Annotated in this window: 20 protein-coding genes and 1 pseudogene; 13 read left to right on the top strand and 8 right to left on the bottom strand. The window is 39.9% G+C overall.

What is annotated here, in order from left to right; all coding sequences use genetic code 11:
* Positions 1 to 3 precede the first annotated feature (3 nt).
* Genes ihfB through pyrF form a run of 4 tightly spaced genes read left to right on the top strand, consistent with a single transcriptional unit; the run spans position 4 to position 2487 of the window.
* Complete coding sequence (ihfB, locus tag H5182_RS00560) at positions 4 to 291, top strand: integration host factor subunit beta (protein WP_016707218.1); 288 nt, start codon at positions 4 to 6, stop codon at positions 289 to 291.
* 21 nt (positions 292 to 312) lie between these two features.
* A complete protein-coding gene (locus H5182_RS00555; protein WP_016707217.1) occupies positions 313 to 594 on the top strand; it encodes a lipopolysaccharide assembly protein LapA domain-containing protein in 282 nt (93 codons plus the stop codon).
* Between the two features lie 2 nt (positions 595 to 596).
* Positions 597 to 1733, top strand: coding sequence for a lipopolysaccharide assembly protein LapB (gene lapB / locus H5182_RS00550; RefSeq protein WP_145233226.1), 1137 nt, complete (start codon positions 597 to 599; stop codon positions 1731 to 1733).
* A 49-nt stretch (positions 1734 to 1782) separates the two neighbouring features.
* Positions 1783 to 2487 (top strand): orotidine-5'-phosphate decarboxylase, encoded by a 705-nt coding sequence (gene pyrF, locus H5182_RS00545; protein ID WP_182759318.1) that lies wholly within the window; start codon positions 1783 to 1785, stop codon positions 2485 to 2487.
* A gap of 265 nt (positions 2488 to 2752) precedes the next feature.
* Here pyrF and H5182_RS00540 read toward each other — a convergent pair whose 3' ends face one another.
* The 3 genes from H5182_RS00540 to H5182_RS00530 all read right to left on the bottom strand — a co-directional run bounded on the left by H5182_RS00540 (position 2753) and on the right by H5182_RS00530 (position 6291).
* On the bottom strand, positions 2753 to 3811 hold the full coding sequence (locus H5182_RS00540; RefSeq protein WP_182759317.1) for a hypothetical protein: 1059 nt from the start codon (positions 3809 to 3811) through the stop codon (positions 2753 to 2755).
* Positions 3812 to 4129: 318 nt separating this feature from the next.
* Positions 4130 to 4960 (bottom strand): S1 RNA-binding domain-containing protein, encoded by an 831-nt coding sequence (locus H5182_RS00535; protein WP_182759316.1) that lies wholly within the window; start codon positions 4958 to 4960, stop codon positions 4130 to 4132.
* Positions 4961 to 4962: 2 nt separating this feature from the next.
* Positions 4963 to 6291 (bottom strand): DEAD/DEAH box helicase, encoded by a 1329-nt coding sequence (locus H5182_RS00530; RefSeq protein WP_182759315.1) that lies wholly within the window; start codon positions 6289 to 6291, stop codon positions 4963 to 4965.
* 215 nt (positions 6292 to 6506) lie between these two features.
* Between H5182_RS00530 and H5182_RS00525 the strand changes: the two genes are divergently transcribed.
* The gene (locus H5182_RS00525; protein WP_145233236.1) at positions 6507 to 7514 is read left to right on the top strand and encodes a rhodanese-related sulfurtransferase; all 1008 of its coding nucleotides are present in this window, start codon (positions 6507 to 6509) and stop codon (positions 7512 to 7514) included.
* A 567-nt stretch (positions 7515 to 8081) separates the two neighbouring features.
* Here H5182_RS00525 and H5182_RS00520 read toward each other — a convergent pair.
* Positions 8082 to 9149, bottom strand: a complete 1068-nt coding sequence (locus H5182_RS00520) for a linear amide C-N hydrolase (protein WP_182759314.1) — start codon at positions 9147 to 9149, stop codon at positions 8082 to 8084.
* Between the two features lie 296 nt (positions 9150 to 9445).
* Between H5182_RS00520 and H5182_RS22505 the strand changes: the two are divergent.
* Positions 9446 to 9549: pseudogene (locus H5182_RS22505) on the top strand (transposase); the annotation flags it as partial.
* 95 nt (positions 9550 to 9644) lie between these two features.
* On the opposite strand, the gene H5182_RS00515 reads toward H5182_RS22505, so the two are convergent.
* A complete protein-coding gene (locus H5182_RS00515; RefSeq protein ID WP_149982479.1) occupies positions 9645 to 9986 on the bottom strand; it encodes a hypothetical protein in 342 nt (113 codons plus the stop codon).
* A 410-nt stretch (positions 9987 to 10396) separates the two neighbouring features.
* Between H5182_RS00515 and H5182_RS00510 the strand changes: the two genes are divergently transcribed.
* The 4 genes from H5182_RS00510 to H5182_RS00495 all read left to right on the top strand — a co-directional run bounded on the left by H5182_RS00510 (position 10397) and on the right by H5182_RS00495 (position 17200).
* A complete protein-coding gene (locus H5182_RS00510) occupies positions 10397 to 11413 on the top strand; it encodes an efflux RND transporter periplasmic adaptor subunit (protein WP_182730593.1) in 1017 nt (338 codons plus the stop codon).
* Positions 11414 to 11415: 2 nt separating this feature from the next.
* Complete coding sequence (locus H5182_RS00505) at positions 11416 to 14496, top strand: efflux RND transporter permease subunit (RefSeq protein ID WP_145233239.1); 3081 nt, start codon at positions 11416 to 11418, stop codon at positions 14494 to 14496.
* Positions 14497 to 14590: 94 nt separating this feature from the next.
* Entirely contained in the window at positions 14591 to 16486 is a 1896-nt protein-coding gene (locus H5182_RS00500) for a putative nucleotidyltransferase substrate binding domain-containing protein (protein WP_182759313.1), read from the top strand.
* A gap of 3 nt (positions 16487 to 16489) precedes the next feature.
* On the top strand, positions 16490 to 17200 hold the full coding sequence (locus H5182_RS00495) for a 3'-5' exonuclease (RefSeq protein WP_182759312.1): 711 nt from the start codon (positions 16490 to 16492) through the stop codon (positions 17198 to 17200).
* A gap of 83 nt (positions 17201 to 17283) precedes the next feature.
* Here H5182_RS00495 and H5182_RS00490 read toward each other — a convergent pair whose 3' ends face one another.
* Positions 17284 to 18864, bottom strand: a complete 1581-nt coding sequence (locus tag H5182_RS00490) for a BCCT family transporter (RefSeq protein ID WP_145233245.1) — start codon at positions 18862 to 18864, stop codon at positions 17284 to 17286.
* Positions 18865 to 19369: 505 nt separating this feature from the next.
* Between H5182_RS00490 and egtB the strand changes: the two genes are divergently transcribed.
* From egtB to H5182_RS00475, 3 genes are all read left to right on the top strand, one after another.
* Entirely contained in the window at positions 19370 to 20599 is a 1230-nt protein-coding gene (egtB, locus tag H5182_RS00485) for an ergothioneine biosynthesis protein EgtB (protein WP_182759311.1), read from the top strand.
* A gap of 2 nt (positions 20600 to 20601) precedes the next feature.
* Positions 20602 to 21573, top strand: a complete 972-nt coding sequence (egtD, locus tag H5182_RS00480; protein WP_182759310.1) for an L-histidine N(alpha)-methyltransferase — start codon at positions 20602 to 20604, stop codon at positions 21571 to 21573.
* 142 nt (positions 21574 to 21715) lie between these two features.
* Positions 21716 to 22504 carry a 2-keto-4-pentenoate hydratase gene (locus H5182_RS00475; protein WP_220494598.1) on the top strand — a complete coding sequence of 263 codons (789 nt, stop codon included), beginning with the start codon at positions 21716 to 21718 and terminating at the stop codon, positions 22502 to 22504.
* Here H5182_RS00475 and H5182_RS00470 read toward each other — a convergent pair.
* Positions 22475 to 23323, bottom strand: coding sequence for a PhzF family phenazine biosynthesis protein (locus H5182_RS00470; protein ID WP_182759309.1), 849 nt, complete (start codon positions 23321 to 23323; stop codon positions 22475 to 22477). The genes H5182_RS00475 and H5182_RS00470 overlap by 30 nt on opposite strands.
* Positions 23307 to 24980 (bottom strand): asparagine synthase B, encoded by a 1674-nt coding sequence (gene asnB / locus H5182_RS00465; protein ID WP_145233255.1) that lies wholly within the window; start codon positions 24978 to 24980, stop codon positions 23307 to 23309. The genes H5182_RS00470 and asnB overlap by 17 nt, the downstream gene beginning before the upstream one ends.
* Between the last annotated feature and the right edge of the window lie 117 nt (positions 24981 to 25097).

Raw genomic sequence — 25097 nt, 5'->3', positions numbered from 1 at the left:
GTTATGACTAAGTCAGAATTGATAGAACAATTAGCCGAGCAACACGCGCATGTACCTGTGAAAGATGTTGAGAATGCTGTTAAAGAAATTCTTGAACAAATGGCCGGCTCATTATCAAGCTCAGATCGTATTGAAATCCGTGGCTTTGGTAGTTTCTCATTACACTTTCGTTCACCTCGCACAGGTCGTAATCCAAAGACTGGCGACACGGTTGAGTTAGAAGGTAAGCACGTACCACATTTTAAACCAGGCAAAGAGTTACGAGATCGCGTAAACGCGAGCATTGCCTAGTTACTTAGTTGGAGTAGTTACTTGTTTAGGGTATTAAAAATTATCCTGGTAGCAATATGCTTAATTTTTGCATTTGTACTTGGTTCGCAAAATCCACAGTTAGTGCAAATAAATTATATTATTGCCAGCAATACTTTACCCCTCGCAATGATAATAAGTATCTGCTTTGCTTTAGGTGTCGCAATTGGTTGTTTTATTAGCTTTAAATTGTTTTCGCAATTAAAGTGGCAAAACTATCGTTTGAAAAAAAAATTAGCGCCTGAAAAAGATAATAATAAGCTTGTTGCTAATAAAGACACCTAACTATGATTGAGCTTTTGTTTTTACTTTTACCTGTTGCGGCTGGTTATGGCTGGATCATGGGTAAAAATAGCGCTAAAAACCAAGCTCATCAACTTAATCGTCAGATCACATCTGAATACAGTAAAGGCTTAAAGTTTTTACTCGACAGAGAGGAAGATCAAGGCCTTGAGCACTTAATCAACTTGCTTGAAGTCGCCGCTGACTCTGTTGAACATTATTCTACATTAGCAACGATGTTTCGCCGCCGAGGTGAATTAGATCGTGCAATAAAAATCCACGAATTACTGCTCAAACACCCAAGCCTTAATGAACAACAAGCTGCTGCTAGTCGCCTTGAACTTGCTGAAGATTATATTATGGCAGGTTTGCTTGATGGCGCCGAAGAACATTTAGTGTGGTTAGTAAAAGCCAACCACAGTGATGCATTAGAGCCGATACTTAATTTATATTCGCAAACACGCGAATGGGAAAAGGGTATCAATATGTTTGAAGCACACAGTGATTTATTTTCAAAGCCGCAACATTTCAAAGCCATTGCTAACTTTTATTGTGAAGCTGCGTTGCTTAGCAATGATCCGCAAATTATGCGCAAAGCCATTAGCCTAAATCATAAAGCGATCCGCCCATTATATGAATTAGGTAAATCAGCATTTGCAAAAGAAGATTACGTAAAAGCAATTTATTATTGGCGTGAGCTGATCTGTAGTTTCACTTTTTTTGCGCCCTTGTTTATAGATGATTTAGCTCACAGTTATGAGCAATTAAACCTAACCCACCAATTTCATGAATTATTACAGCAGCTACTTGATAAGGGTGGGGTGCTAATAAAAATAAAACATTGCCAAGCATTACTTGAGCAAGGGCATACCGAACAAGCAATTAAATTTTTAACTGATAGTTTAAAACGTCAGCCGACAATTCGTGGCTTTAGTTTTTTATTACAGCTATTAGCAAAACAAAATAATGATATTAAAGATGTACTAGACCAAATAGATAAACTGGTCACATCTTATATTGCGACCAAGCCAGATTTTCAGTGCCAACACTGTGGCTTTACCAGTCATACAATTTATTGGGTTTGTCCTTCGTGCAAACATTGGGAAACCATAGTACCGAGCCGTGGTTTAGACGGTTTTTAGTTTTCTATAAAAATATTCACTTACTTCTACAATCAGTTTTAGGAAAGTTATGTCTCTCGAACATTCAAAAAAAGTTCTTATCGCCCTCGATTACGATGATCAGCAAACCGCTTTAAACTTTGTAAAGCAATTATCGCCTGATACATGTCGTTTAAAAGTAGGCAAAGAAATGTTTACCTATTTTGGACCTGCTTTTGTAAAAGAATTAATTGACCTTGGCTTTGACGTATTCTTAGATTTAAAGTTTCATGATATTCCAAATACAGTTGCCAAAGCGGTTACCGCAGCTGCCAAAATGGGTGTTTGGATGGTGAATGTTCACGCCAGTGGCGGTGTTGAAATGATGACTAAAGCCAAACAAGCGCTTGAGCAATTTGGTGATAAAGCGCCATTATTAATTGCCGTTACCGTTTTAACCAGTATGGATGAAAACGAACTAAAGCGTTTAGGTGTTGAAAAAACGCCTGCTGAGCAAGTTATCTATTTGGCTAAGCTTGCCAAAGAGTCAGGCCTTGACGGGGTAGTATGCTCAGCGCAAGAAGCCAAGCAATTAAAATCGCTACTCGGTAACGATTTTAAACTAGTGACCCCAGGCATTCGCCCAGCAGGCAGTGATGCAGGAGATCAAAAACGTATCATGACACCAAAGCAAGCAATTGAAGATGGCAGCGATTATTTAGTTGTTGGCCGTCCGATCACACAAGCAGCAGACCCAGTCGCGGTTCTTAAAGAAATTAATGACTCGATAAAATAAACAAGCGTTATTTTAACTAGTACTATTACAGATACTAAGAACAAAGAGCAAAGAGCAAAGAACAAAGAGCAAAGTATTTACTTTGCTCTTTTTATTTCTGGGTATACAAACTTAATAACTTGGCGATGAATAGTCCGCAATGTGCCAGAAGCCGCCGTTGATAACATTTTGCTAAGGGGCAATTGACTATTGGCTATACTTGCTCGAAGCGCCAAGCCAACTGTTAATTGTCCCAGTGAGTTTACAAACGAAATTGAGCAACTAGTTATTCATCATTCAGCGCCAACCATACAAGCTCGGTAATTTCAGGTATTTCTTCTAATTTCAAATCAGAAAGTTGATTACTTCGAGATAACAGGTTGTCAATTTCCTTAACCAATGAAATACAAGTATTCAACGAATCTACGCGGCTTTCATCATAACTAACACTAACTTCTGTAGGATAATGAGCCAAGATTAGATCGTTTATTGACCTTTTAGAGTCAAACTCGACTATTTCCATCAATTTTTCCAATGGGTAATATGAGTTTGAATAATTAGTTGAATAACACATTTGATAGATATCATTTTCATTACACAAACCATTAATCAGAATTTCTATCAAACTAACCAGTTTGGTTCTGACTTCAAGGAGGTTATCTTGATATCTGGGATGAACCTTTTTATCTACACACAAACTAAGAACATTTAGATTGTTAATGATGTTCATAAATGCGTAGGTAAAATAAAAAGCTTTGCTATCAGAAAACTTACTAAACTTTGTTCTTTTTATACTTGGCTTGTATCCATCTATCTTCTTATAGTCAGAGTAAAGCTGACCATTATAGTGTGCGTTTTGATGAAAGACGGTTGTCCCATCTAAATATCTTTTAAGATACAACTCTAAGTTAGCAGCTATTTCTGAAGCAGCATTAACACCACTAGAGAAGACCGAACGTTGATCTGAGAGGCTACTTTTTTCTTGGAATGTAGCAAACAACTCATTGAAAATTAAAACTTTTGACACCAAGGAATTCGTTTGAAACTCAATCACCTCATCAAGCTTGTTTTCTATTGCGGCAAACTTGCTTTTAGTGCTTTCAAGGTCACTAATAAGCTTTTTCGAGATAACAGATTGAGATATAAACGTGTGGTTATTTTGTATCAAGAAAAGACTAGGAGAAAAATAATCATCACCTTCAACATCCAATGTCTCTAAGTTACAAACAATTTTCCCCAAATTATCTCTAACTTGACTACCTCTTAATATGTACTCATCATTGTCTATTTTTTGTTGAACATCTTGTGGGATGATAACTTTGAGTTTTTTTTCTGTACTATCCATTTTTACCTACTACGAATATGATGAATAACAACTTTATCAGAGGACACTTTCCCTTTTTTAGCGCGAAAACGTCCTTATTTTATGAGTTTGTATTAATAGCAAAAAGCATAAGTTATTGCTAGCTATATATATTCTGCTTTATGTAACTTATATAAATATGTAAAAAGAGGAAAGTGTCCTCTTATTCTTACTAAGTTAAAAACGACTCACCTGATCGACCGCTTATCGCTCATAGTTGCCATTGGAGCTTATAAAACAAAAAAGAGCAAAGCTTTCACTTTACTCTTTTATTAAGCACTAAATATTAGTAGCTTCTTTTTACTTTAACTTAATAGCCTTAGCTTCAATATCAATTAGGCCTTGCTTAAACAAACCGCCAATGGCTTTTTTATAATTAGCTTTACTGGTTGAGAAAACTTTTTTAATTGTCTCAGGATCCGATTTATCACCTAAAGCAATAACACCGCCTTCGGATTTTAATCTATCCATTATTTTCTCACCCAAGTCACTTACTTTTGCCATACCTGGTTTTTCAAGAATAACGTCAATTTTTCCGTCTTCACGTACTTTTTGAATAAATCCAGTTAAGCGTTGGCCAACAAACATGTTTTTAAACACCATGTTGTAAAATATAACGCCGTAATGTGCTTCTTCTATTAATACTTTATAGCCAATATCGGTTTTGCCAGCGACAATTAATTGTACTTCTTGCAGCGGCGCGTACTCAGGCTCCGTTTTATTGATAAAACGATTAAAGTTATTTGATGCACAAATACGGCCACTGGCGTTATCTAAATACAAACGTACTAAATAAGAATAGCCTTCTTGCATTCTTGGCTTTTGTTCGTTGAACGGTGCCAGTACATCTTTATCAAGCCCCCAATCTAAAAAAGCGCCAATGCTGTTGATTTCTTTAACACGAAGTAGGGCGTATTCACCTACTTGAGCTAACGGCTTTTTAGTTGTTGCAGTGGCGAGATTAGCATTATCTAAAAAGATAAAGACGCTGACACTGTCGCCAGCTTCTAGCTCATGTTTAATTTCACTGCTTGGTAAAAAAACTTCACCCAGATCATGACCATCAAGGTACGCGCCTTCGTTACTTACTTCGTTAACGAATAGGGTTTGGGTGGTTCCAAGGTAACTCATAATTATTCCTGTTCTGGCTTTTTACGACGGCGCATTGGTGCATCACCATCAATATTAAGAGGGGCTTTGATTGGCGCTTGTGGCTTTTTAGGTTTTGCTTTGCGTTTAGTCACAGCTTTTACTTTAGGATTTACATTTTCTTGTGCTTTAGCCCATGTTGCATCAGGTTTTGGTTCGCGTAAACCTTTAAACTTACCTTTTAACCCTGCAACGGTATGAAACTCAAGTTCATCATTTAAGAATGATTTAATTGCTTTATAGCTTAACCAATCTTTAGGACCGACCAGTGAAATAGCGGTGCCTTTAAAGCCAGCTCGACCAGTACGACCAATACGATGCACATACTCTTCGGCGTGTTTAGGTAAATCAAAATTGATTACATGAGTTACGCTCAGTAAATCAAGACCACGAGAGGCAACATCGGTGGTTATTAAAATTTTAAAGTTTTCACGGCTAAAGCCGTCCATGATATCTAAACGTTTATTTTGTGCTAAATCACCTGCTAATGCTTGGGCTTTAAAACCTTTAGCATTAAGTGATTCGCTTAAACGGCTGGTATCTGTACGAGTCGCTGTAAATATAATGCATTGCCCGACCTCGTCTTGCTTTAAAAAATGCTCAAGCAGCGCTTCTTTATGATCAAGGTGATCTGCTAAATATAAGCTTTGTTTAATATCTGAATGTTGTTCGTTAGCCGCACTAAGGGTAATTTGTTTTGGCTTTTTCAGTAAATTACGTGATAACGCATCGACTTGTGCATGATCCAGTGTCGCTGAAAACAATAATGTTTGGCGCAGGCGATGATCAGCTTGCTCGTTGATCATCTTTAACTGTGCAGTAAAACCTAAATCTAAAATACGGTCAGCTTCATCAAAAATAAGTAACTCAAGTCCACTTAATTGTAATGAACGCTGAGTTAAGTGATCGGCTAAACGACCCGGTGTAGCAATAACAAATTGCGGGTCGTTACGCAGTGCTTTAATTTGATCATTAAAGTTCTCACCGCCTAATATTTTCACCGCTTTAATATTAGTACCTGCAATTAGCAGGCGAAGTTGGGTAAATACTTGGGTCGCCAGTTCACGAGTAGGCGCCACAATAAGCACACGAGGATCACGTTTACTGAGCGCCTTTTGTTTCATAACCCGTTGAACAGCAGGTAATAAAAATGCCAAGGTTTTGCCCGACCCAGTTTTAGACTGGGCGAAAATGTCATGGCCTGCCAGTGCGGTGGGCACTGCATGGGCCTGAATATCAGTGGGCTGGGTGATCCCTTGATGCGCTAATTGTGTTTCAAGGCGAGTATCAATCCCAAGATCAGTAAAATGCAAAGTGTGTTTCTCCAAAATGAGCAATTTGTTTGGGTATAAATAATTTCGCTATTATAGCGCAGTCCCGAGTGCGGCTAACAGTAAAAAGCCAATTATCACTGCTTTTTTTGCATTTAATTAGAAAAAGCGTAAAATACGCGCCCTCAATATGTATTATGCGCCGGATTTACGATTCGGTTACCGCCAATAACGGCTAAAGCAAAATAGGAATCACCATGACTGCTGTCCATAAAGACAATGTAACCAGCGAGCACTTTGTTGTATGTGCACTTTATAAGTTTGTTTCTTTACCTGAATACGAAGCCCTACGCCAACCATTGTTAGATGTGATGGAAGCCAATGAAGTACGTGGTACTTTATTAATTGCCGCAGAAGGTATCAACGGTACAGTTTCTGCCAAGCGTGAAGGCATTGACAACCTTTTAAGCTGGTTAGATAGCCAACCAAACCTTGATAACATTGTTAGCAAAGAATCATTTGATGATGAATGCCCGTTTTACCGTACTAAGGTAAAACTAAAAAAAGAAATCGTCACAATGGGTGTTGAAGGGATTGATCCGCTGAAAGTGGTTGGCAGTTATGTAAAACCACAAGATTGGAATGCATTGATCTCAGATCCTGAGGTTATTTTAGTTGATACCCGTAACGATTATGAAATCGAAATTGGTACTTTTCAAAACGCAGTAGACCCAAATACTAAAACATTCCGCGAGTTTCCGCAGTGGGCAAAAGAAAACCTCGATCCGAGCAAACATAAAAAAGTAGCTATGTTTTGTACTGGTGGTATTCGCTGTGAAAAATCAACTGCTTACATGAAAGAGCAAGGTTTTGAAGATGTGTACCATCTTGAAGGCGGCATTTTAAAATACCTAGAAGAAGTACCAAAAGAAGAAACCATGTGGGAAGGTGAGTGCTTTGTATTTGATAATCGCGTAGCAGTCGATCACGACCTACAAAAAGGCTCATATGATCAATGTCATGCGTGTCGTATGCCAATCACTGAAGACGAAAAACTCAAACCAGAGTACATGGAAGGTGTCTCGTGTCATCATTGTATTGATGATGTCACCGATGAACAACGTGAACGATTTGCTGAGCGTCAAAAGCAAATTGAATTAGCGCAAGCTCGTGGCGAAGGCCATATTGGCAACGAAGCACAAGCCGTTTTACAAAAGCGTAAAGAGGCTAAAAAAGCGCAAAAAGACGCACAGCGCAAAAAGTAATTTAGTAGAGCTATTACTACCGTTTTATAAAGCCTCAGCATTGTCTGGGGCTTTTTTAATGGTAATCAAGATTGAATAAATTTAATCCTTAGGGTTTTATTGCACAATAACAGTCCCCTAATTCAAAAGGTAAGATATTATGTTTCGAATCATCTTGACCTTTGCTGCTCTCATCTAGTTTTTTTTGCTGCAAGTACAGCACAAGAGCTTTTTTCAACAATAAACTTGCGCTTGAGTTACATGGAGGATGTTGCGTTTTATAAGAGTAATAATAATAACCAAGCTATTAAAGATAAAGAGCCTGAAATTTAGATACTGTTATCGGGCCTGCGCTGAACAAATTTCATCACTGTTGCCAAAAGCGGCATTGACCTAGCTTTTAGAGTTTTTCAGCAACAGTGGGGGATATATAAGTAATTGGATACGTTTAAGATCTAAATGATATATGAGCAACACGAACTTCTGAATAGTTATAAACTTTAGTTCGCTGTTTACTAGGTTTTAAACTTGCTATATTAAGTCCACAACTAATATCGACCATTGCGGACTTACACTGTAAACTAATTTTTAATATGGATTACTATCTAACCCTTTAAATTTAAAGGGTTTTGATTTAATAAAATAAGAACTGGATTCCCCAGCATAAGTCTGGTTTTTATCTAATGGCAACTTCATGACATCTGCATTTTTTTCAAAGTTCACTTTATTAAAGTCTACCCAAACAACATTTGGAGTAAGCGCATTTTCAAAGTAGTAAATTAAATTCCCCTGATCAGCAACAACTCTCCAGCGAGTGTTAGATAAGTGAGGTTGCCCCTCGATTGCAATTCCATAAGGAACTGAAACATTACGGACAACGCTAAACACACTTGCGGCTGCGATTTTAGGGTCACTAGTTTGTGGTAATACGCTCAAGTAATAAGATGCTCGAACAAAACGATCGGCGGCTTTACCAGTACCTGGGAGAAAGTCTTGACCAGAGACCGTATCCCAATAGCTCTTTATAGCAAGTTGTTGTTCATATACAGGGTCATTAGTCATCACTTTATATGAACGATCATGATGTATTTTTAATTTGCCACTTATGTACTCAAAAATAGCACTATCTCCGCTTGCATCAGATAATGATAAGTGAACTGTCGTGAACTTATCGGTATCAGGAATAAAGTCTGATACAACTGCAAACTTTTCTTGTTCGAAAAACTTTACCGCCTCATCAACAGTTGCGAAATTATCTAGCGCGTACTGTGCCCAAGCTGCAATAGTAAGACCTGGACGCTCACCATCATAATCAAATTTGGGATATTCAGATGCTACCAACCATAATAGGTTTGCAACTAGTCCTTTTTCATTCATTCCGTCAGGTGCTGCAATATCCCATGAGCTTGCGACTACGCTTCCATACTTTGAACGCCATCTAATTGAGTTAGGCCCAACCTCACCATTACGCTCAATCCCCTTGGGGAAAATCCATAAATTTGCAGGGATATTAATAGAAAAATCCATACTTCTACCGGTCAACACCGTGTTATCTGGGCCATGATAAACAAGGCGAGTACACGCATTAACTTTTGCGTTTAGTAGCATAGTAGAAATCAGAAAAATTTTAGTAGTCGTTGCAATAAATTTTTTCATATCTAGGACCCTTTTTTAAATTATGTCTCAGTCTGCACAAAGTACCGCAAATGTTATGCAAATAAACCTTTCTTGCACCTAGGCTGTATCTGGAATAAGACATTAGTTCACAAAAGATAAAACCACATCATTTGATGACCAATACAAACTTTAAATTTTAGCTCATTTTTTCTATGTTATTAGTGAGATTGGAATTTATTTATATTCTTAAAAGGAAAAAGTAAACACGCACTCTAAAGTATGTATTTTCCATATTATTAATTTTTAATTAGTCCAAAATACAAACTGGTTGATACATGGCAATTGCAAGGAAACGTCAGATAAATTGTGTGGATACGGTTATTACCATTGCGTATCCCGTGGCGTGCGTCGTGCATTTTTATGTGGTGAGTATCTTTTTTAGGTAAATAATTGTGATAGGTGTCATCTTAAGTTCTAAATAAGCGTGTTAACACGGTGATGTTTTTATTAAATCACCATGTATACATGCTAACTTTAGATTAATGTTTTTAAATGCGCTTCGGCGGCATTGGTGAGCTGTTCAGGTGTCATGTCTTTAGCGTTATCTACAGCAATAGTGCATTGCTCTAGTGTGTACACATCTTTTTTATACATAAAAATCAGCGGCTCACAACCGTCCTCTTTAGCTTTTGCTGATGTCCAATAAACGGCTGAAAATTCAACATTGCCATGTTCGTAAGACTCAACGCTAACTTCTCCGCTGTGATCGAATTGTAGTTGCTTAGAAAGCTGTTCACTGATGTTAATAAGGTTGACCAAAAATACGGCTTCTTGGTGTGTAATACCATGTATATCGGTAAATTTTTGCTTAAACATAATTGTCCTTTTAAATATAAACTAGCAGAGTGGACCCTAATAAAAACTATTGTTGCATACTATACCTGTTTGCCCACTTACTCAAAAGTACTTAGCAATAAACTAGATATTTTTGACCACTTTCAGGGTTTATTAACCCGTAAATTCAACAATTTTTAGTTCTAAAAGCTCAAACTACCATTATGAGTAAATTTAAGACAATACCTTATTCTGACCAATTAGGCTGTTTATGTATAGGGTATTTATAGCTAGTTAGCCTCTTAGCATTAAATACACTGCCCTAGTTACTTTCCCCTATAAAGGTATTTCAACGTATTGTTTTGACAGTTAATCGAACTAGACTTTTTATTGATCAAAACACTGTTACACTGCGTACCATAATGGAAATAATAATTAATTAGGTGATCTTTTTGAAATTACGAGTTCTTTTAGTCAGTGTTTTTATTACTTGTTCAGCGGTAATGCCATCGGCATTTGCTGCTAACGTAATTGTTGAACCTGTTGCGATGGAACGTGCAAAAGAGCAAGTTCAAGCGGTTGGTAATGCCGAAGCGATTCGCTCTGTTATCCTCTATCCTGCAGTGGGGGATAAAGTCACGGCTGTGCATTTTAAACCCGGTGATCAGGTAACCGCAGGAGCTATTTTATTAGAGCTCGATTCGCGCAGACAAAAAGCGGCGCTTAATGAAGCGAAAATAAAACTTGCAGATAGTGAACGAATACAAACACGTTTACAGCAAAGTCATGCTAAAGGCGCGGTGCCAAAAAGCGATCTAGATGATGCAAAAACCGTGTATGAGTTAGCTATGGTTGCGGTGACTAAAGCCGAAACCGAATTAGAAGATCGCCAAGTACGAGCACCTTTTAGTGGCACCATGGGGTTAACGGATGTCGAAGTTGGCGATCGAATTACCACTCAAACAGCCATCGCCAGTATTGATGATACTCGTTCGTTATACATTAATTTTAATGCACCAGAGTCAGCTATTACAATGCTTAGAACTAGCGGTAATGTGACTGTGATGCCGTGGCAAGGAAGCGATGCGATAAATGCGCAAGTCGCTTATCTTGACTCACGCATTGATCCACAAACACGTACGCTGCGTGTCAAAGCAAAACTGGATAATGCACAAGCACAATTTTTACCGGGTATGAGTTTTAGAGTACATATTGAGGTATTAGGGCAGAGTTTAGCTGCAGTGCCTGAAGCTGCGCTTTTATGGGGGGCAACTGGCCCCTATGTATGGAAAAGTGTTGAGCAAAAGGCAACTCGCGTTGATGTTAAAATTCAGCAACGTTTAGCGGGTCGTTTGCTCGTATCTGGGCCTTTAAACGAAGGCGATATTTTGGTAGTTGAAGGCGTACAACGTTTACGCCCAGCGCAAGAGCTTAATTATATCAAGCCGCTTGCAGCAGCGCAGGAGTAGGTATGAAACAACAACCTATGATGCAAGATCTCCCTTCAATGGCCATTCGCCGCCCAGTGCTTATTGTAGTACTTAATTTACTGATCATTATTGCGGGTATTGCGGCCATTGCCGGGGTTGAAGTTCGTGAACTGCCTGATGTTGATACGCCAAGGATCACGGTGTCGGCTTCATTTCCTGGTGGCTCCCCAGAGACTGTTGATACCGAAGTAACCAGTAAACTTGAAGGGGCGGTAGCCCGCGTAAGTGGTGTAAAAACTATTCGCGCACAAAGTGAAGAAGGTAACGCACGGATTGTTGTTGAGTTTCGTGCTGGTGTTGACCTTGATGATGCTGCGAATGAAACCCGTGAGTCGGTAGCACGTGTACAACGTGAGTTGCCTGAAGAAGTTGAGCGCGTTTCTATTATCAAGGCTGATAATGATGCTGAGGCGGTTGTATCGCTAACCGTATCAAGCGATACCATAGCCCTTGAAGCGTTGACTGAACTGGTTGAGGTTGATTTAGCACCGCAGTTTTTAACCATTCCAGGTGTGGCCGATGTACGTTTAAATGGTGACCGAAAACGTGTTTTACGGGTGCGTCTTGATCCACTTAAATTAACCAGTTTTAATTTAACCGTTCCTGATGTAGCCCAAGTACTGCGCCAAGCGCCATTTGATGTACCGGCAGGTAGTTTGAAATCGACGGATCAACAAATTATAGTGCGCGCAGATGCAACCTCAGTTACCGCTGAGCAAGTGGCCGATATTATTATTCGTGATGGTACGCGTATTGGTGATATTGCGGCGGTGTATTTTGGTCCTGCGGATCCTCGCTCTATGGTGCGCTTAAACGGCCAGCCAGTGATTGGCATGGAAGTTATACGTCAAGCACAGTCAAATACCATTGAAATATCTGACGAAGTATTAAGTTTATTAGCAAAAATGCAAACGCGTTTTCCGGAGCTGAAATTTACTTTAACTTCTGATGATGCACAATTTATCAGGAGCTCAGTTGATGAGGTGATTTACTCACTGGTGCTAACTGTGCTGCTGGTGATCATTACATTATGGGTATTTATCGGCTCTTGGCGCGCGACTTTAGTGCCTGCATTTGCAATTCCTGTTGCCTTGGTTGGTTCATTAGCGTTGATATGGGCACTGGGTTTTTCAATCAATATACTTACTTTGCTGGCATTAGTGTTAGCAACGGGGTTGATTGTTGATGATGCGATTGTGGTCAGCGAAAACATTCAACGTCAACGCGGTTTAGGTCTTGGCCGCCGTGCTGCTGCGGTAATTGGCACGCGAGAAGTGTTTTTTGCTGTTGTCGCAACGACAGCGGTGTTAGCGGCGGTATTTGTTCCTATCGCTTTTTTACCCTCAACCGCAGGGCGATTATTTAGGGAGTTTGGTGGGGTACTTGCGGGAGCGGTGATCATTTCAAGCTTTGTAGCGCTTTCATTAGTGCCAGCGCTCACCTCAAAGCTAAAACTCAAACAAGGTGGTAAACACCCATTTGCTAAAATAGGTCATTGGCTTGCTAATATTTATACTAAAACCATTCATTGGGTGCTTGATCATGCGTGGCTTACGTTTATAGCTAGTATATTAGTCGCTGCGGGTTCGGGTGCTTTGTATCTCAATTTAGATAATGAATTACTGCCTTCAGAAGATCGCGGAAAAATACGTATCTTTGCTCGGGGCCCTGACGGTGTTGGTTTGAATTTTATGGACCGTCAAGCAATGCAAATGGAAGATATTTTGCTGCCGTATGTGCAAAGCGGCGAAATTGAATCTATTTATACTGTTGTAGGGCAGTGGGATCCAAATATTGTGTTTATTACCGTGCCTTTAAAACACTGGGATGAGCGTCATTTTTCACAGCAAGAGATCATTAATAAAATTCGAGGTCCGCTGGGTAATATTCCTGGGGCGGCAGGTTATCCGTCTGGGTCAAATAGTTTAAATTTACGCGGTCAAGGTGGCGGTATTGAGCTGGCACTATTAGGGCAAGATTACCTGCAGATTTATAAGGCCGCACAAGATTTTGCTGCACAGGTTGAGCAGACTATCCCGTCGATTGACAACGTGCGTATTTCATATCAGCCATCACAGCCGCAATTGCGCGTTAATATTGATAGACGCCGTGCAGAGGAATTAGGGGTGTCACTGAGTGATATATCAATCACCTTACGTGCTGCGATAAATGGCGATGATATTGCAGATTTAAATATTGGTGACCAATCGGTACCGATTATTCTGCAAGCACAAAATCAAACCATTAAAGATCCCAGTGATCTCGCTAATTTATATATCAGTGCAAATAACGGTCAGTTAGTACCACTGAGTAGCGTTGCAACCATAACAGAAGAAGGTGTTGCCGCTGAGCTTGAACGCCACGCACAGCGTCGTGCTATCGAGCTTGATATGGAACTGCCGGCGGACATGAGTATTGCACAGCTGGTATCGCAATTACGTGATATTTCAGAGCAAACGCTACCAAGTGGCATTAGCTTGGCATTTAAAGGTGAAGCTTTAACCTTTGAAGAAACTTCTAATGAAGTATTTATCACTTACATACTGGCATTTTTAATCGTATTTTTAGTATTAGCTGCACAGTTTGAAAATGTTAATAGCGCCGTGGTGGTGATGGTAACGGTACCGTTTGGTATTACATCAGCAATTTTAGCACTGTATTTAACTGGTACTTCGTTAAATATTTACTCGCAAATAGGTTTGGTGATGTTAATTGGTTTAATCGCGAAAAACGCGATTTTGTTAGTTGAATTTGCTGACCAATTGCGCGACCAAGGTTTAACTGTTCGTAAAGCTGTAGAGCAAGCAGCATTAGTACGTTTAAGACCAATTACTATGACCTTGATATCAACCTTACTAGGTGCACTGCCGCTAATATTATCAACCGGAGCGGGGGCTGAGGCACGTAATGCGATTGGCTGGGTCGTGTTTGGTGGCTTGTCTTTAGCGGTGCTATTTACGTTGTATTTAACACCGGTAATTTACTTGGGCTTAGCGCGCTTTACTACCCCCCGTGGTGATGAAAGTAAGCAACTTGCGCAGGAGCTTGATAAGGTAGAGTAAATCACAATTAAAATAGCCTAATTAACTATTTATCTTTGAAAAATAAGTTAATTAGGCTCACACTTGGGAAAGCTATCCCCAACAGGTTTTTTTTATGCAAGCCGAACAAGTAGAAATCGCGCAGTTTTTAGCACAACACCCGCCTTTTGACAGCCTACCGAGTAAAGCAATCAATGAGCTCGCGCAACAGGTTGAAGTCGCCTACTTTAGAGCGCACACCGATATTTTATTATTTGGTCAAGATATCGCCGATCTTTATGTGATCAGAAGCGGCTCTGTTGAAATGTATCGACGTAATGGGGAACTGGATAATCGTTTAACCACTGCCGGTATATTTGGGCAGATGGGTTTACTGATGAATCGCAAGGTTCGCTTTCCAGCTAAAGCACTTGAAGATACGCTAGTGTATTGCATTAATGTTGAACTATTTAACCGCTATTGCGACGAATTTGATTCATTTGCTGACTATTTTGAAACGGATGGTAATGTTCGTTTACATCAGGCAATTGTTGAACAAGCCGATGGTAATGATTTAACCACGGCAAAAGTAAAATCGCTGATCCACCGTGATGTGGTAACAGTTAATACTGATTCAACGGTGCAACAAGTTGCCCAGCTTATGACTGATGAATCGGTGTCATCGGTTTTAGTTACTGATAGTACCAAACCTATTAACGACGACCCAGAGGAAGATGATGGTCAAGTTGTTGGTATTATCACAGACAAAGATTTACGTACCAAAGTCATTGCTCATGGGCTGGCATTTGACACACCCGCGCATACAATAATGTCTACAAACTTGGTTTTATTAGATGCCAATGCCTATGTTTTCGAAGCTGTACTTGCGATGCTACGTGATAACTTACATCACTTACCGGTGGTCCAAAAACGCCGTCCAATTGGGGTTATTTCTCTTTCTGATATTTTACGCTATGAATCACAAAGCAGCTTGCTATTGGTACGTGGAATACTTGCGCAGCAATCGATTGAAGATTTAACCCACTATGCACGCCAGCTGCCGAATGTGTTTGTACGCATGGTAAATGAAGATGCAAACTCGCATATGATTGGCACGGCAATGGCTGTGATTGGCCGCACTTTTAAACAAAGGTTACTGGTATTAGCCGAAGAAAAGTATGGGCCGCCGCCGGTTGCATACTGTTTTATCGCATTAGGTTCAATGGCGCGGGATGAGCAACTCATTGTTACTGATCAAGATAACGCGCTCATTCTAGATGATGATTATGATGTTGAACTTCATGATACGTATTTTCAAAATATTGCCGATTTTGTTTGTGATGGTTTAGCTCAATGCGGTTATACCTATTGTGATGGCGAAATAATGGCGTCATTTAAAAAATGGCGAAAAACACGTGCACAATGGTTTGAGCAATTTGCTCAGTGGATAGAGCTGCCTAAACCGCAAGCCTTACTAAATAGCTCCATATTTTTTGATTTAGACGGGGTGTGGGGTAAAACCAAATGGGCCGATGAGCTTAAAATATTTATTGCCAAACAAAGCAAAGTTAATCGCGTATTTTTAGCTAATATGGCTGCAAATGCTCGCAACAGAACCCCACCATTGGGGTTTTTTAAAGGCTTTGTTATGGAGCACAACGGTCAGCATAAACGTTCTATGAATTTAAAGCGCAGAGGCACAGCGCCGCTTTCAGATGTTATTCGTGTTCACGCATTGGCGGTTGGATCACGTAAGCAAAACTCGTTCGAACGCTTAGAAGATATTATTGAAGCCAAGCTTCTACCGCAAGGCAAAGCACAAGATTTGAGAGATGCGCTAGAATATATTGCCATGATGCGGATCCGTCACCAAGCGTGGCAAATTGAACAAGGGGAAGAACCCGACAACGATTTAGACCCTCATTTATTATCGCCTTTTGAGCAGCGTAACTTAAAAGAAGCTTTTGCAATTTTAGAAAAAGCACAAAGCTATTTGAAATTTAGTTACTCAGCAAACTCTGGGGTAAAGTAATTTATGGCTTTCAAAAAGCAAGCAATGATTGACTGGGCAACACGCTATAAAAATTTATTAAGCGGCGCTCAAAATGACACTATCAAACGTTTTTATGGAGCTGCTTTTAGCGATAAATTCGCAGCAATTAAAGATGTGCCATTTGTTGCAATGGACTTTGAAACAACCGGTTTAGATAGCACCAGTGATGATATTGTCAGCGTTGGTTTAATTCCTTTTAATTTACAGCGTATATATTGCAAAGATAGTCGCCATTGGGTGGTGCGCCCTAGGCGTAATTTCAACGAGGGATCCATTGTAATACATGGCATAACACATTCAGAAATTGACGATGCACCGGATTTTAATCATATTATTGAGCCATTATTGCAAGCACTCAGTGGTAAAGTGGTTGTTGTACACTATGCCGCGATTGAGCGACACTTCTTAAATACTGCACTGTTACTTAGGCTTAACGAGGGGATCAACTTTGCTTTGGTTGATACCATGGAAATTGAACGAAAAGCCTTAAAAGCCAGGCAGGGTTTGCTAGGTTGGTTATTTAATTCTAAGTTAGGTTCGCTTAGATTAGGTGATTGTCGCCAGCGCTATTCATTACCTGTGTATAAAAACCATAACGCTTTAACTGACGCTTTAGCAACGGCTGAACTGTTACAAGCACAATTGAGTCACCATTACCGAGAAGATACACCGATCTCGCAGTTATGGAGTTAAAAATTTCTTAACCTGAACTTTAGCTAATAAGCTTAAATAAAAAAACGCCGCAAATTTGCGGCGTTTGTGGTTTTAAATAGCGTTTATTTAGCCGGTAACGGCTCAGTTCTCAGACCTAAAATAAGGCTTAAACACATAAACAGCAAGACGATTGTAAATGGTAAGCCGGTAGAGACCGCACCTGCTTGCAGTGCTTCGATTGCTTGTGTTCCACCAATCCACAGTAGCGCGGCTGCGATAGCACCTTCAATAGATGCCCAAAATATGCGTTGTGGTACTGGCGCATCAATTTTCCCGCCAGCAGTGATAGAGTCTATTACTAATGACCCTGAATCAGATGAAGTGATAAAAAACACTAAAACTAATAGCACAGCAATTACAGACAAAATATTAGACATAGGTAATTCATCTAGCATTTGAAACATAGCCATAGGGACATCGGTTAAACCATTTAGGCCAAGTGCGCCAACACCATTGACTACTTGATCAATTGCGATACCGCCGTAAATTGACATCCATAATACTGTAACCAATGTTGGAATAAGTAATACCGCAATCAAAAATTCACGGATAGTACGACCGCGTGATACGCGAGCGATAAACATGCCTACAAACGGTGACCACGAAATCCACCAAGCCCAGTAAAATACAGTCCAGCCATGCATCCATGTTTCGTCTTCACGGCCATGTGGATTACTTAATGGAATGATATTTTCTACATAACCCATAAAGGTGGTAGGAATATTACCCATCGCAACAGCAAAGCCAACTAAGCAAACAAATACCAAAAGGGCAAAAGCAATTAGCATGTTGATATTACTAAGGAGTTTTACACCGCCATCGATACCACGCACAACAGAAATAATAGCCAGTAGGGTAACGCCAACAATAACGAGTATTTGTGAGCCAATGCCACCTTCGAGACCAAACACGTGGTTTATCCCCGCAGACGCTTGCTGAGCGCCTAACCCCAATGATGTTGCCAAGCCAAATAAAGTTGCCAGTACTGCTAAAATATCAATGATATGACCAGGCCAGCCCCATGCTTTATCGCCCAATATAGGGTAAAAAATTGACCGGATAGACAGTGGTAAACCTTTGTTATATGTAAAGAATGATAGTGATAAGCCAACTACAGCATAAATAGCCCAAGGGTGCAGGCCCCAATGGAACATAGTTGCCCCCATTGCCAGTTTTGCAGCTTCTGGGGTGTTGGCTGTTACATTCAGTGGTGTTTCATACCAACCAGTAAAATATGCAACCGGTTCAGCTACCCCCCAAAACATTAAGCCAATACCCATGCCTGCGGCGAATAACATAGCGAGCCATGAAACACGAGTATATGAAGGCTTAGCATCACTGCCTCCTAAACGGATCTTTCCGTAAGGAGAAACAATCAGTGCTAAACAAAAAATAACGAAGAAGTTTGCAGCCCACATAAACAAGGCATCAAAATTATTAATTATATCGAGTTTCACACCATCAAGTGCTGCTTTTGCAGTTTGTGGATCGGTAGCGAGAATGGCGATTAAAAAGATGACAATCAGGCCCGCGCTGATGCCAAAAACAGGGTTGTGTATATCAAATCCCCATTTTTGCACGTTATCCTGACCTACGGTGTAATCCGTATTGTCGATACTATATTTGTCATGATTTTCGCTCATGCAATACCTCTTTTGTTGTCCTAACAAGCTGCTTGTTACCAGCAACATACCTAATTTAATTAGTCTAAGTAACCTGAGCTTTGGATAATAAATCACTACGTTAGTAAATTTTTAAAGCAAAGTTCAGGTTAGGTAATAATTGATACTTAAATTTATTTGAAGACTAACTAATTTAAAAGATGATCATACAGCTACTAGTGTATGAGTTAAATACCAAATGTAAATGATTTTGTAGTTAAATAGCGGCTTATATGGCCATTGCAACCATTTTTATGTTTTTATATAAAACTACATAATTCGCAAAAGGTCAAAAATTAGTTTGATTGTTAAAGTAATCGCGGCTGTTTTTTGTGGTTAATTGAACTATTATTTTTTGTAGTTGTAAAAGGCAGCTGCACGAGATTGACGTTTTATAGTCGCAGTAATGAAAGCGTAATATGAATATGATTTAACATTAGGTGAGCTATATCATTGTTAAGTTGTGATAAGGAATTTAGTCATTACTATGAGTAACCATGGCAAAGAGAACACTAAAAACACAGCTGATGAGCATCAATTAGTCCATCATTACCAGCGTGTTCGACACCAAAGCGTGACGTTAATAAACTCGTTATCAGCAGAAGATTGCCAATTACAAGCTATGGCCGATGTAAGCCCTAGTAAATGGCACCTTGCGCACACAACGTGGTTCTTTGAAACTTTTTTACTAATTGCACATAGCTCTCACTACACAGTATTTAATCCTAACTTTAAAACTTTATTTAACTCATATTATAACGGTATAGCTGAACAATTTAAGCGTGCCTGCAGAGGGAGTTTATCGCGGCCTAGTTTAGATGACGTGATTACCTATAGAGAATATGTTGACCGGGCGGTGATTGAATTACTGAGTGCACCGTGTAGCGAGTCAATAAAGCAAGTTATTGAATTAGGACTTAACCATGAACAACAGCACCAAGAATTAATGCTGATGGACATTCAATATAACTTTTCAGTTAATCCGTTGTTTCCTGCTTATTGTGACACTAACAAAATCCGTATAGAAAATCCTGTTACGCAAGCCAGTCCTCTTAGCTTTGTGGCATTTTCAAAGCATACTGCAAATATTGGTGCAACTGAGCAAACGTTTAGCTACGACAATGAACGGCCAACTCATGAAGTGCTTATTCAGCCATTTAAATTTGCTAATCGGCTAACTACCAATGCTGAGTATTTAGCGTTTATACAAGATGGTGGTTACCAAAACCCAGAGCATTGGCTCAGTGACGGTTGGGCGCAGATAAATAATGCTCGGCAAACTGCGCCACTCTATTGGCATAAAGTAAATAATGAGTGGTTTGAATTTACATTAGCTGGATTACAGCCTTTGGCGCTAAATGAGCCGCTAAGCCATGTTACCTTTTACGAAGCAAACGCTTTTGCACATTACTCACAAGCACGCCTCCCAACCGAATTTGAATGGGAAAGCGTTGCTAACAGTAATGCGGCGCAAACTATCACCCAGCTGACCGACAACTGTTGGCAGTGGACAAACAGCGCCTATTTACCGTACCCAGGCTTTAAGCCAATAGCAGGCGTGGCAGGGGAATACAATGGTAAATTTATGGCGAACCAAATGGTACTGCGCGGTGGCTGTAAACTTACCCCGCAAAATCATTTAAGACTAACTTATCGCAATTTCTATTACCCACACCAAGCGTGGATGCGCAGTGGTATTAGACTCGCTAAGGATTGAGCATGAGCCAAGTAACAACATTAATGACAACCGACATTGATAACCGCTTTTTAAACGATGTTATTGCGGGACTGTCACAGCAACAAAAGAATCTACCCTGTAAATATTTTTATGATGATAATGGGGCCGCTTTGTTTGAGCAGATCACTGAGCTTGATGAGTACTACGTGACACGCACAGAGCTGAGCATTTTAACCAAGCACAGCCAAGCAATTGCCAAGTTGCTTCCTGATAACTTATCAATCATAGAGCCGGGCTGTGGCTCAGGTAAAAAAATTGCTTATTTGTTAGCGCACTTAGTGAATGTGAAAAGTTTTGTGCCATTTGAGATCTCTAATGAAATGCTTAATTACTCACTGGCCCATTTATCTCCATTATTTCCTGAGTTAGCTATTTCGCCGTTGTTGGGGGATTTTACTCATAGCCAAATGGTAAAGCAGTTAAGCCGTGAAACACAATTGGATAGCCAAACGAACCTCGTGTATTTTCCAGGCTCAACAATAGGCAATTTTTCACCGCTAAAAGCCATTGAGATCATGAAAAGTTTCCATCGGTTATGTGGTATTAACGGTTATGTACTGATTGGCATTGATTTGCTCAAAGACCGTCAAGTATTACTTGATGCTTATGACGATAAACAAGGCGTCACCGCGGCATTTAATAAAAACTTGCTCCAGCGTATTAACGCTGAGTTAAATGCTGATTTCGATCTTAGCCAGTTTAATCACCAATCACGGTTTAATGAAAAACTAAGCCGTATTGAAATGCATTTGATCAGTAACTGTGATCAAACAGTCACCGTCAATGGCGAATCATTTAGCTTTTCTCAAGGTGAGAGCATCCATACAGAAAACTCCCATAAATACGCACTACAGGCATTTACTGAACTTAGCGCCCAAGCTGGATTACGTTTAGAGCAAACGTGGCAAGACGAGCAGGGGTATTTTGCATTGTGTTTATTAAGGCCAATTTAAACAATGAACAGTCCATAATTTATTATTTAGCTGTACTTAGCTAAAAATGCTGCGCAAATTGATTTTTTAATAGTATAAATACTACATTAAACCTACGGCTGCTGGTGTAGCCATTATAAAACCTTATTACGAAGAGGTTAGTGTGGACAGTTCTACTAAATTAAAAACGATTGCAGCACATTTATTTGCACAACGCACAAGTGCAGCGCCACAATCAGATTTACCGCCACAATTAGCATTAACAAGCACTGAAGATAGTTTAGCTGTTCAACAATTGATGATTGCATTAAACAAGGGCCAAGTATTTGGTTGGAAATGCCTATTACCACTTGATAACGGTGCGATTATTTTGGCTCCAATATTAAAGCCGCCGCAATCATTTGCACAAATCTGCACATTATATACTGAACAAAACAAGGCACGGATAGAGCCTGAAATTGCTTTTGTGTTTGCGCAAAATATGCCAAAGCAGGCAAGCTATAGCGAAGCTGAAATTGACCACGCGGTGAGTGACACGCATATGGCACTTGAGCTGATCCAAAACCGTTTCTCTACAGCGTATCAAGCAAATCACTTTGCAAAGTTAGCGGATGGCTTAAGTAACCAAGGGGTGTTACTTGGTCCTAAAATTAATAAGCAAGCAGCTTATGATGCGGCACATATTACTATCGCGATAACACAAAATAATCGCTGTCATAGCTATCTTGGCAAGCACCCATGTGGTCTGGCACAAACACCAATCTATTGGGCAGTAAATTATCTGGCTAAGTGTGGGATCACGCTCGCTGCTGGCCAAATTCTCATAACAGGCTCATATTGTGGTGTTATTGAGTTAGACACTGATGTTGATACTGAAATTGACTATGCAGGGCTTGGAAAATACACCGTCAAATTTAGTGGCTTAACTGATAATGACATTACTGTTTTTTAAACGGTAATTAATGGTTGCTCCGGCAACAGAATCTTGGAAAAGCTGGCCATGTGTTTGTTCAGTGTATTGTTTGATTATCGGGGCAATAATGCTGATGGCTGAACCAGTAGCGCTATCTTCATCCACGCCATAATAAGGAGCAAAATATCGAAAATGCCACTGTGTGGTTTGATTAGCTGTTTGGCGTTGTTGCAATACAATCACTGCATTTGGGTAGTATTGTAATTGTGCTGTATTTATCGCGAGTGTTTCTAAAGGCTGAACACTGTTAATCATCACAGTACTGTAGCCGTTAATTTCTGCCGTTTTATAGCTTTGCACTATTGAGGTAGGAATGGCTTGTTGCAGCAGAACCTCTGTTTGTACCTCGGTGCTATCAATGGTGACTAATTGTAGTTGCAGTGCGCGTTGATGTATTCTGGTTTCAAATACTTCCCCTGTATTTGTATAAAAGGTGTTTGGGCTAAACCCTTGCCATTTTTGTAAAAACAGTGCAGCGGCGAGTGTCCCATGACCACAGCGGCTGATCTCATGGCTGTGATTAAACCAACGAATAGGGCATCGATTTTTTTTGATATTGGCTTGATTTAAAAATACGGTGGCGGGCTGAGCGGTGTTTTTTGCAATGCGCTGCATTAGTCGAGTTGTTAACCCTGTTTTATAAATAACAATTAACGCAGACGAACCTTTACAGCGTCTCGCTGTATCGTTAAAAACTTGCTCAATAGCAAAAGACTGCACAAAGCGCGGGGCTTTGTGCAGTCTGTGAGTTAATGCCAGATTTAATAAGCGACTAGGCTTATTATTTCTTTTGTGCATAGGCGTCGTTATGAATACCTGCGGCACGACCTGATGGATCGGCATTATTTTGAAATGATGCATCCCATAATAACGCTTCAGGCGTTGAACAGGCTACAGACTTACCGTGTGGTACACATTTAGCGGCTGCATCACCTGGGAAGTGAGATTCAAAAATAGTACGGTAGTAATACGCTTCTTTTGAATCAGGTGTGTTAATAGGGTATTTAAATTTTGCGTTTTCAAGCTCTTGATCGGTTACTTGCTCGTTTACAAACTCTTTTAATGTATCAATCCAGCTGTAGCCTACACCATCCGAAAACTGCTCTTTTTGACGCCATAACACTTCATCAGGTAAGTAGCCGTCAAAGCCTTCACGTAAAATATGCTTTTCAATTTTGCCATCTTTACACATTTTAGCTTCAGGGTTGATACGCATAGCAACATCAACAAACTCTTTATCAAGGAAGGGAACGCGGGCTTCTACACCCCATGCCGCCATTGATTTATTTGCGCGTAAGCAATCAAACATGTGCAGTTTAGATACTTTACGGTTTAATTCTTCATGAAACTCTTGTGCATTTGGTGCTTTATGAAAGTACAAGTAACCACCAAATAGCTCATCAGCGCCTTCACCAGAGAGCACCATTTTAATACCCATCGCTTTGATTTGGCGAGCCATTAAGTACATCGGAGTAGAAGCACGGATCGTAGTTACATCGTAGGTTTCAATGTGATAAATAACTTCACGTAGGGCATCAATCCCTTCTTGAATCGTAAATATAATCGGGTGATGAACAGTTCCTATCATATCAGCTACTTTTTGTGCAGCCGCTAGATCTGGGGAGCCCTCAAGGCCAACCGAGAAAGAGTGCAGTTTAGGCCACCATGCATCGCTTTCATCATTATCTTCAATACGTTTTGCTGCAAAACGTTGGGTAATAGCTGAAATAACGGATGAATCTAAACCACCTGACAACAACACGCCATAAGGTACGTCACACATTAATTGACGTTTAACGGCGGCTTCAAGTGCATCTTTGACGTCTTCGGCTTTTGCGCTGTTATCTTTAACTGCATCGAAGCTTTGCCAATCACGGGCATAATATGGGCGCAATTGACCATCTTTACTCCATAAAAAATGTCCAGGAGGAAATTCTTCAATATGCTTACAGATTGGTGAAAGTGCTTTTAGCTCTGAGGCAACATAAAAGTTACCGTGCTCATCGTGGCCAGTATAAAGTGGAATAATACCAATATGATCACGGCCAATTAAATAAGCGTCTTGTTCTTCGTCATATAAACAAAAAGCAAAAATACCGTTCAGATCATCTAAAAATTCAGGCCCTTTCTGTTTGTATAACGCTAAGATAACTTCACAATCTGATTGAGTTTGAAAAGTGAAATCGGTTTCAAGGTTAGCGGCAAGTTCTTTGTGATTATAAATTTCGCCATTAACCGCTAGAATATGAGTTTTTTCAGGGTTGTATAAAGGCTGCGCACCGCTTGATACACCAACAATGGCTAAACGTTCATGCACTAAAATCGCTTTCTCAGATGAATATACACCAGACCAATCAGGCCCGCGGTGACGTAATAATTTTGACATTTCAATTGCTTGCGTACGCAATGGAGCGGGATCAGACTTTATATCTAATACACCAAAAATTGAACACATAGTAACTCCTCATTCCTATCATGTGTGTTAGTTAGGTCATAATACCTAACCATTCACGTTTGTTTTAACAGAAATAATTAACTAAGTCACATAGCTTTTACAATATTTTCAGAATAA

The sequence above is a fragment of the Pseudoalteromonas sp. SG44-17 genome (assembly GCF_014164235.1).
GTDB lineage: Bacteria > Pseudomonadota > Gammaproteobacteria > Enterobacterales > Alteromonadaceae > Pseudoalteromonas > Pseudoalteromonas rhizosphaerae.
This window is presented reverse-complemented; position numbering and strand designations above follow the sequence as displayed.

What these genes read in the sequence shown, in the direction of transcription:
- pyrF (WP_182759318.1), top strand. Translation starts at nt 1,783, where the DNA reads ATGTCTCTCGAACATTCAAAAAAAGTTCTTATCGCCCTCGATTACGAT.
- asnB (WP_145233255.1), bottom strand. Translation starts at nt 24,980, where the DNA reads ATGTGTTCAATTTTTGGTGTATTAGATATAAAGTCTGATCCCGCTCCA.
- H5182_RS00525 (WP_145233236.1), top strand. Translation starts at nt 6,507, where the DNA reads ATGACTGCTGTCCATAAAGACAATGTAACCAGCGAGCACTTTGTTGTA.
- H5182_RS00470 (WP_182759309.1), bottom strand. Translation starts at nt 23,323, where the DNA reads ATGCACAAAAGAAATAATAAGCCTAGTCGCTTATTAAATCTGGCATTA.
- H5182_RS00500 (WP_182759313.1), top strand. Translation starts at nt 14,591, where the DNA reads ATGCAAGCCGAACAAGTAGAAATCGCGCAGTTTTTAGCACAACACCCG.
- H5182_RS00540 (WP_182759317.1), bottom strand. Translation starts at nt 3,811, where the DNA reads ATGGATAGTACAGAAAAAAAACTCAAAGTTATCATCCCACAAGATGTT.
- egtB (WP_182759311.1), top strand. Translation starts at nt 19,370, where the DNA reads ATGAGTAACCATGGCAAAGAGAACACTAAAAACACAGCTGATGAGCAT.
- ihfB (WP_016707218.1), top strand. Translation starts at nt 4, where the DNA reads ATGACTAAGTCAGAATTGATAGAACAATTAGCCGAGCAACACGCGCAT.
- lapB (WP_145233226.1), top strand. Translation starts at nt 597, where the DNA reads ATGATTGAGCTTTTGTTTTTACTTTTACCTGTTGCGGCTGGTTATGGC.
- H5182_RS00515 (WP_149982479.1), bottom strand. Translation starts at nt 9,986, where the DNA reads ATGTTTAAGCAAAAATTTACCGATATACATGGTATTACACACCAAGAA.
- H5182_RS00505 (WP_145233239.1), top strand. Translation starts at nt 11,416, where the DNA reads ATGAAACAACAACCTATGATGCAAGATCTCCCTTCAATGGCCATTCGC.
- H5182_RS00490 (WP_145233245.1), bottom strand. Translation starts at nt 18,864, where the DNA reads ATGAGCGAAAATCATGACAAATATAGTATCGACAATACGGATTACACC.
- H5182_RS00535 (WP_182759316.1), bottom strand. Translation starts at nt 4,960, where the DNA reads ATGAGTTACCTTGGAACCACCCAAACCCTATTCGTTAACGAAGTAAGT.
- egtD (WP_182759310.1), top strand. Translation starts at nt 20,602, where the DNA reads ATGAGCCAAGTAACAACATTAATGACAACCGACATTGATAACCGCTTT.
- H5182_RS00520 (WP_182759314.1), bottom strand. Translation starts at nt 9,149, where the DNA reads ATGAAAAAATTTATTGCAACGACTACTAAAATTTTTCTGATTTCTACT.
- H5182_RS00495 (WP_182759312.1), top strand. Translation starts at nt 16,490, where the DNA reads ATGGCTTTCAAAAAGCAAGCAATGATTGACTGGGCAACACGCTATAAA.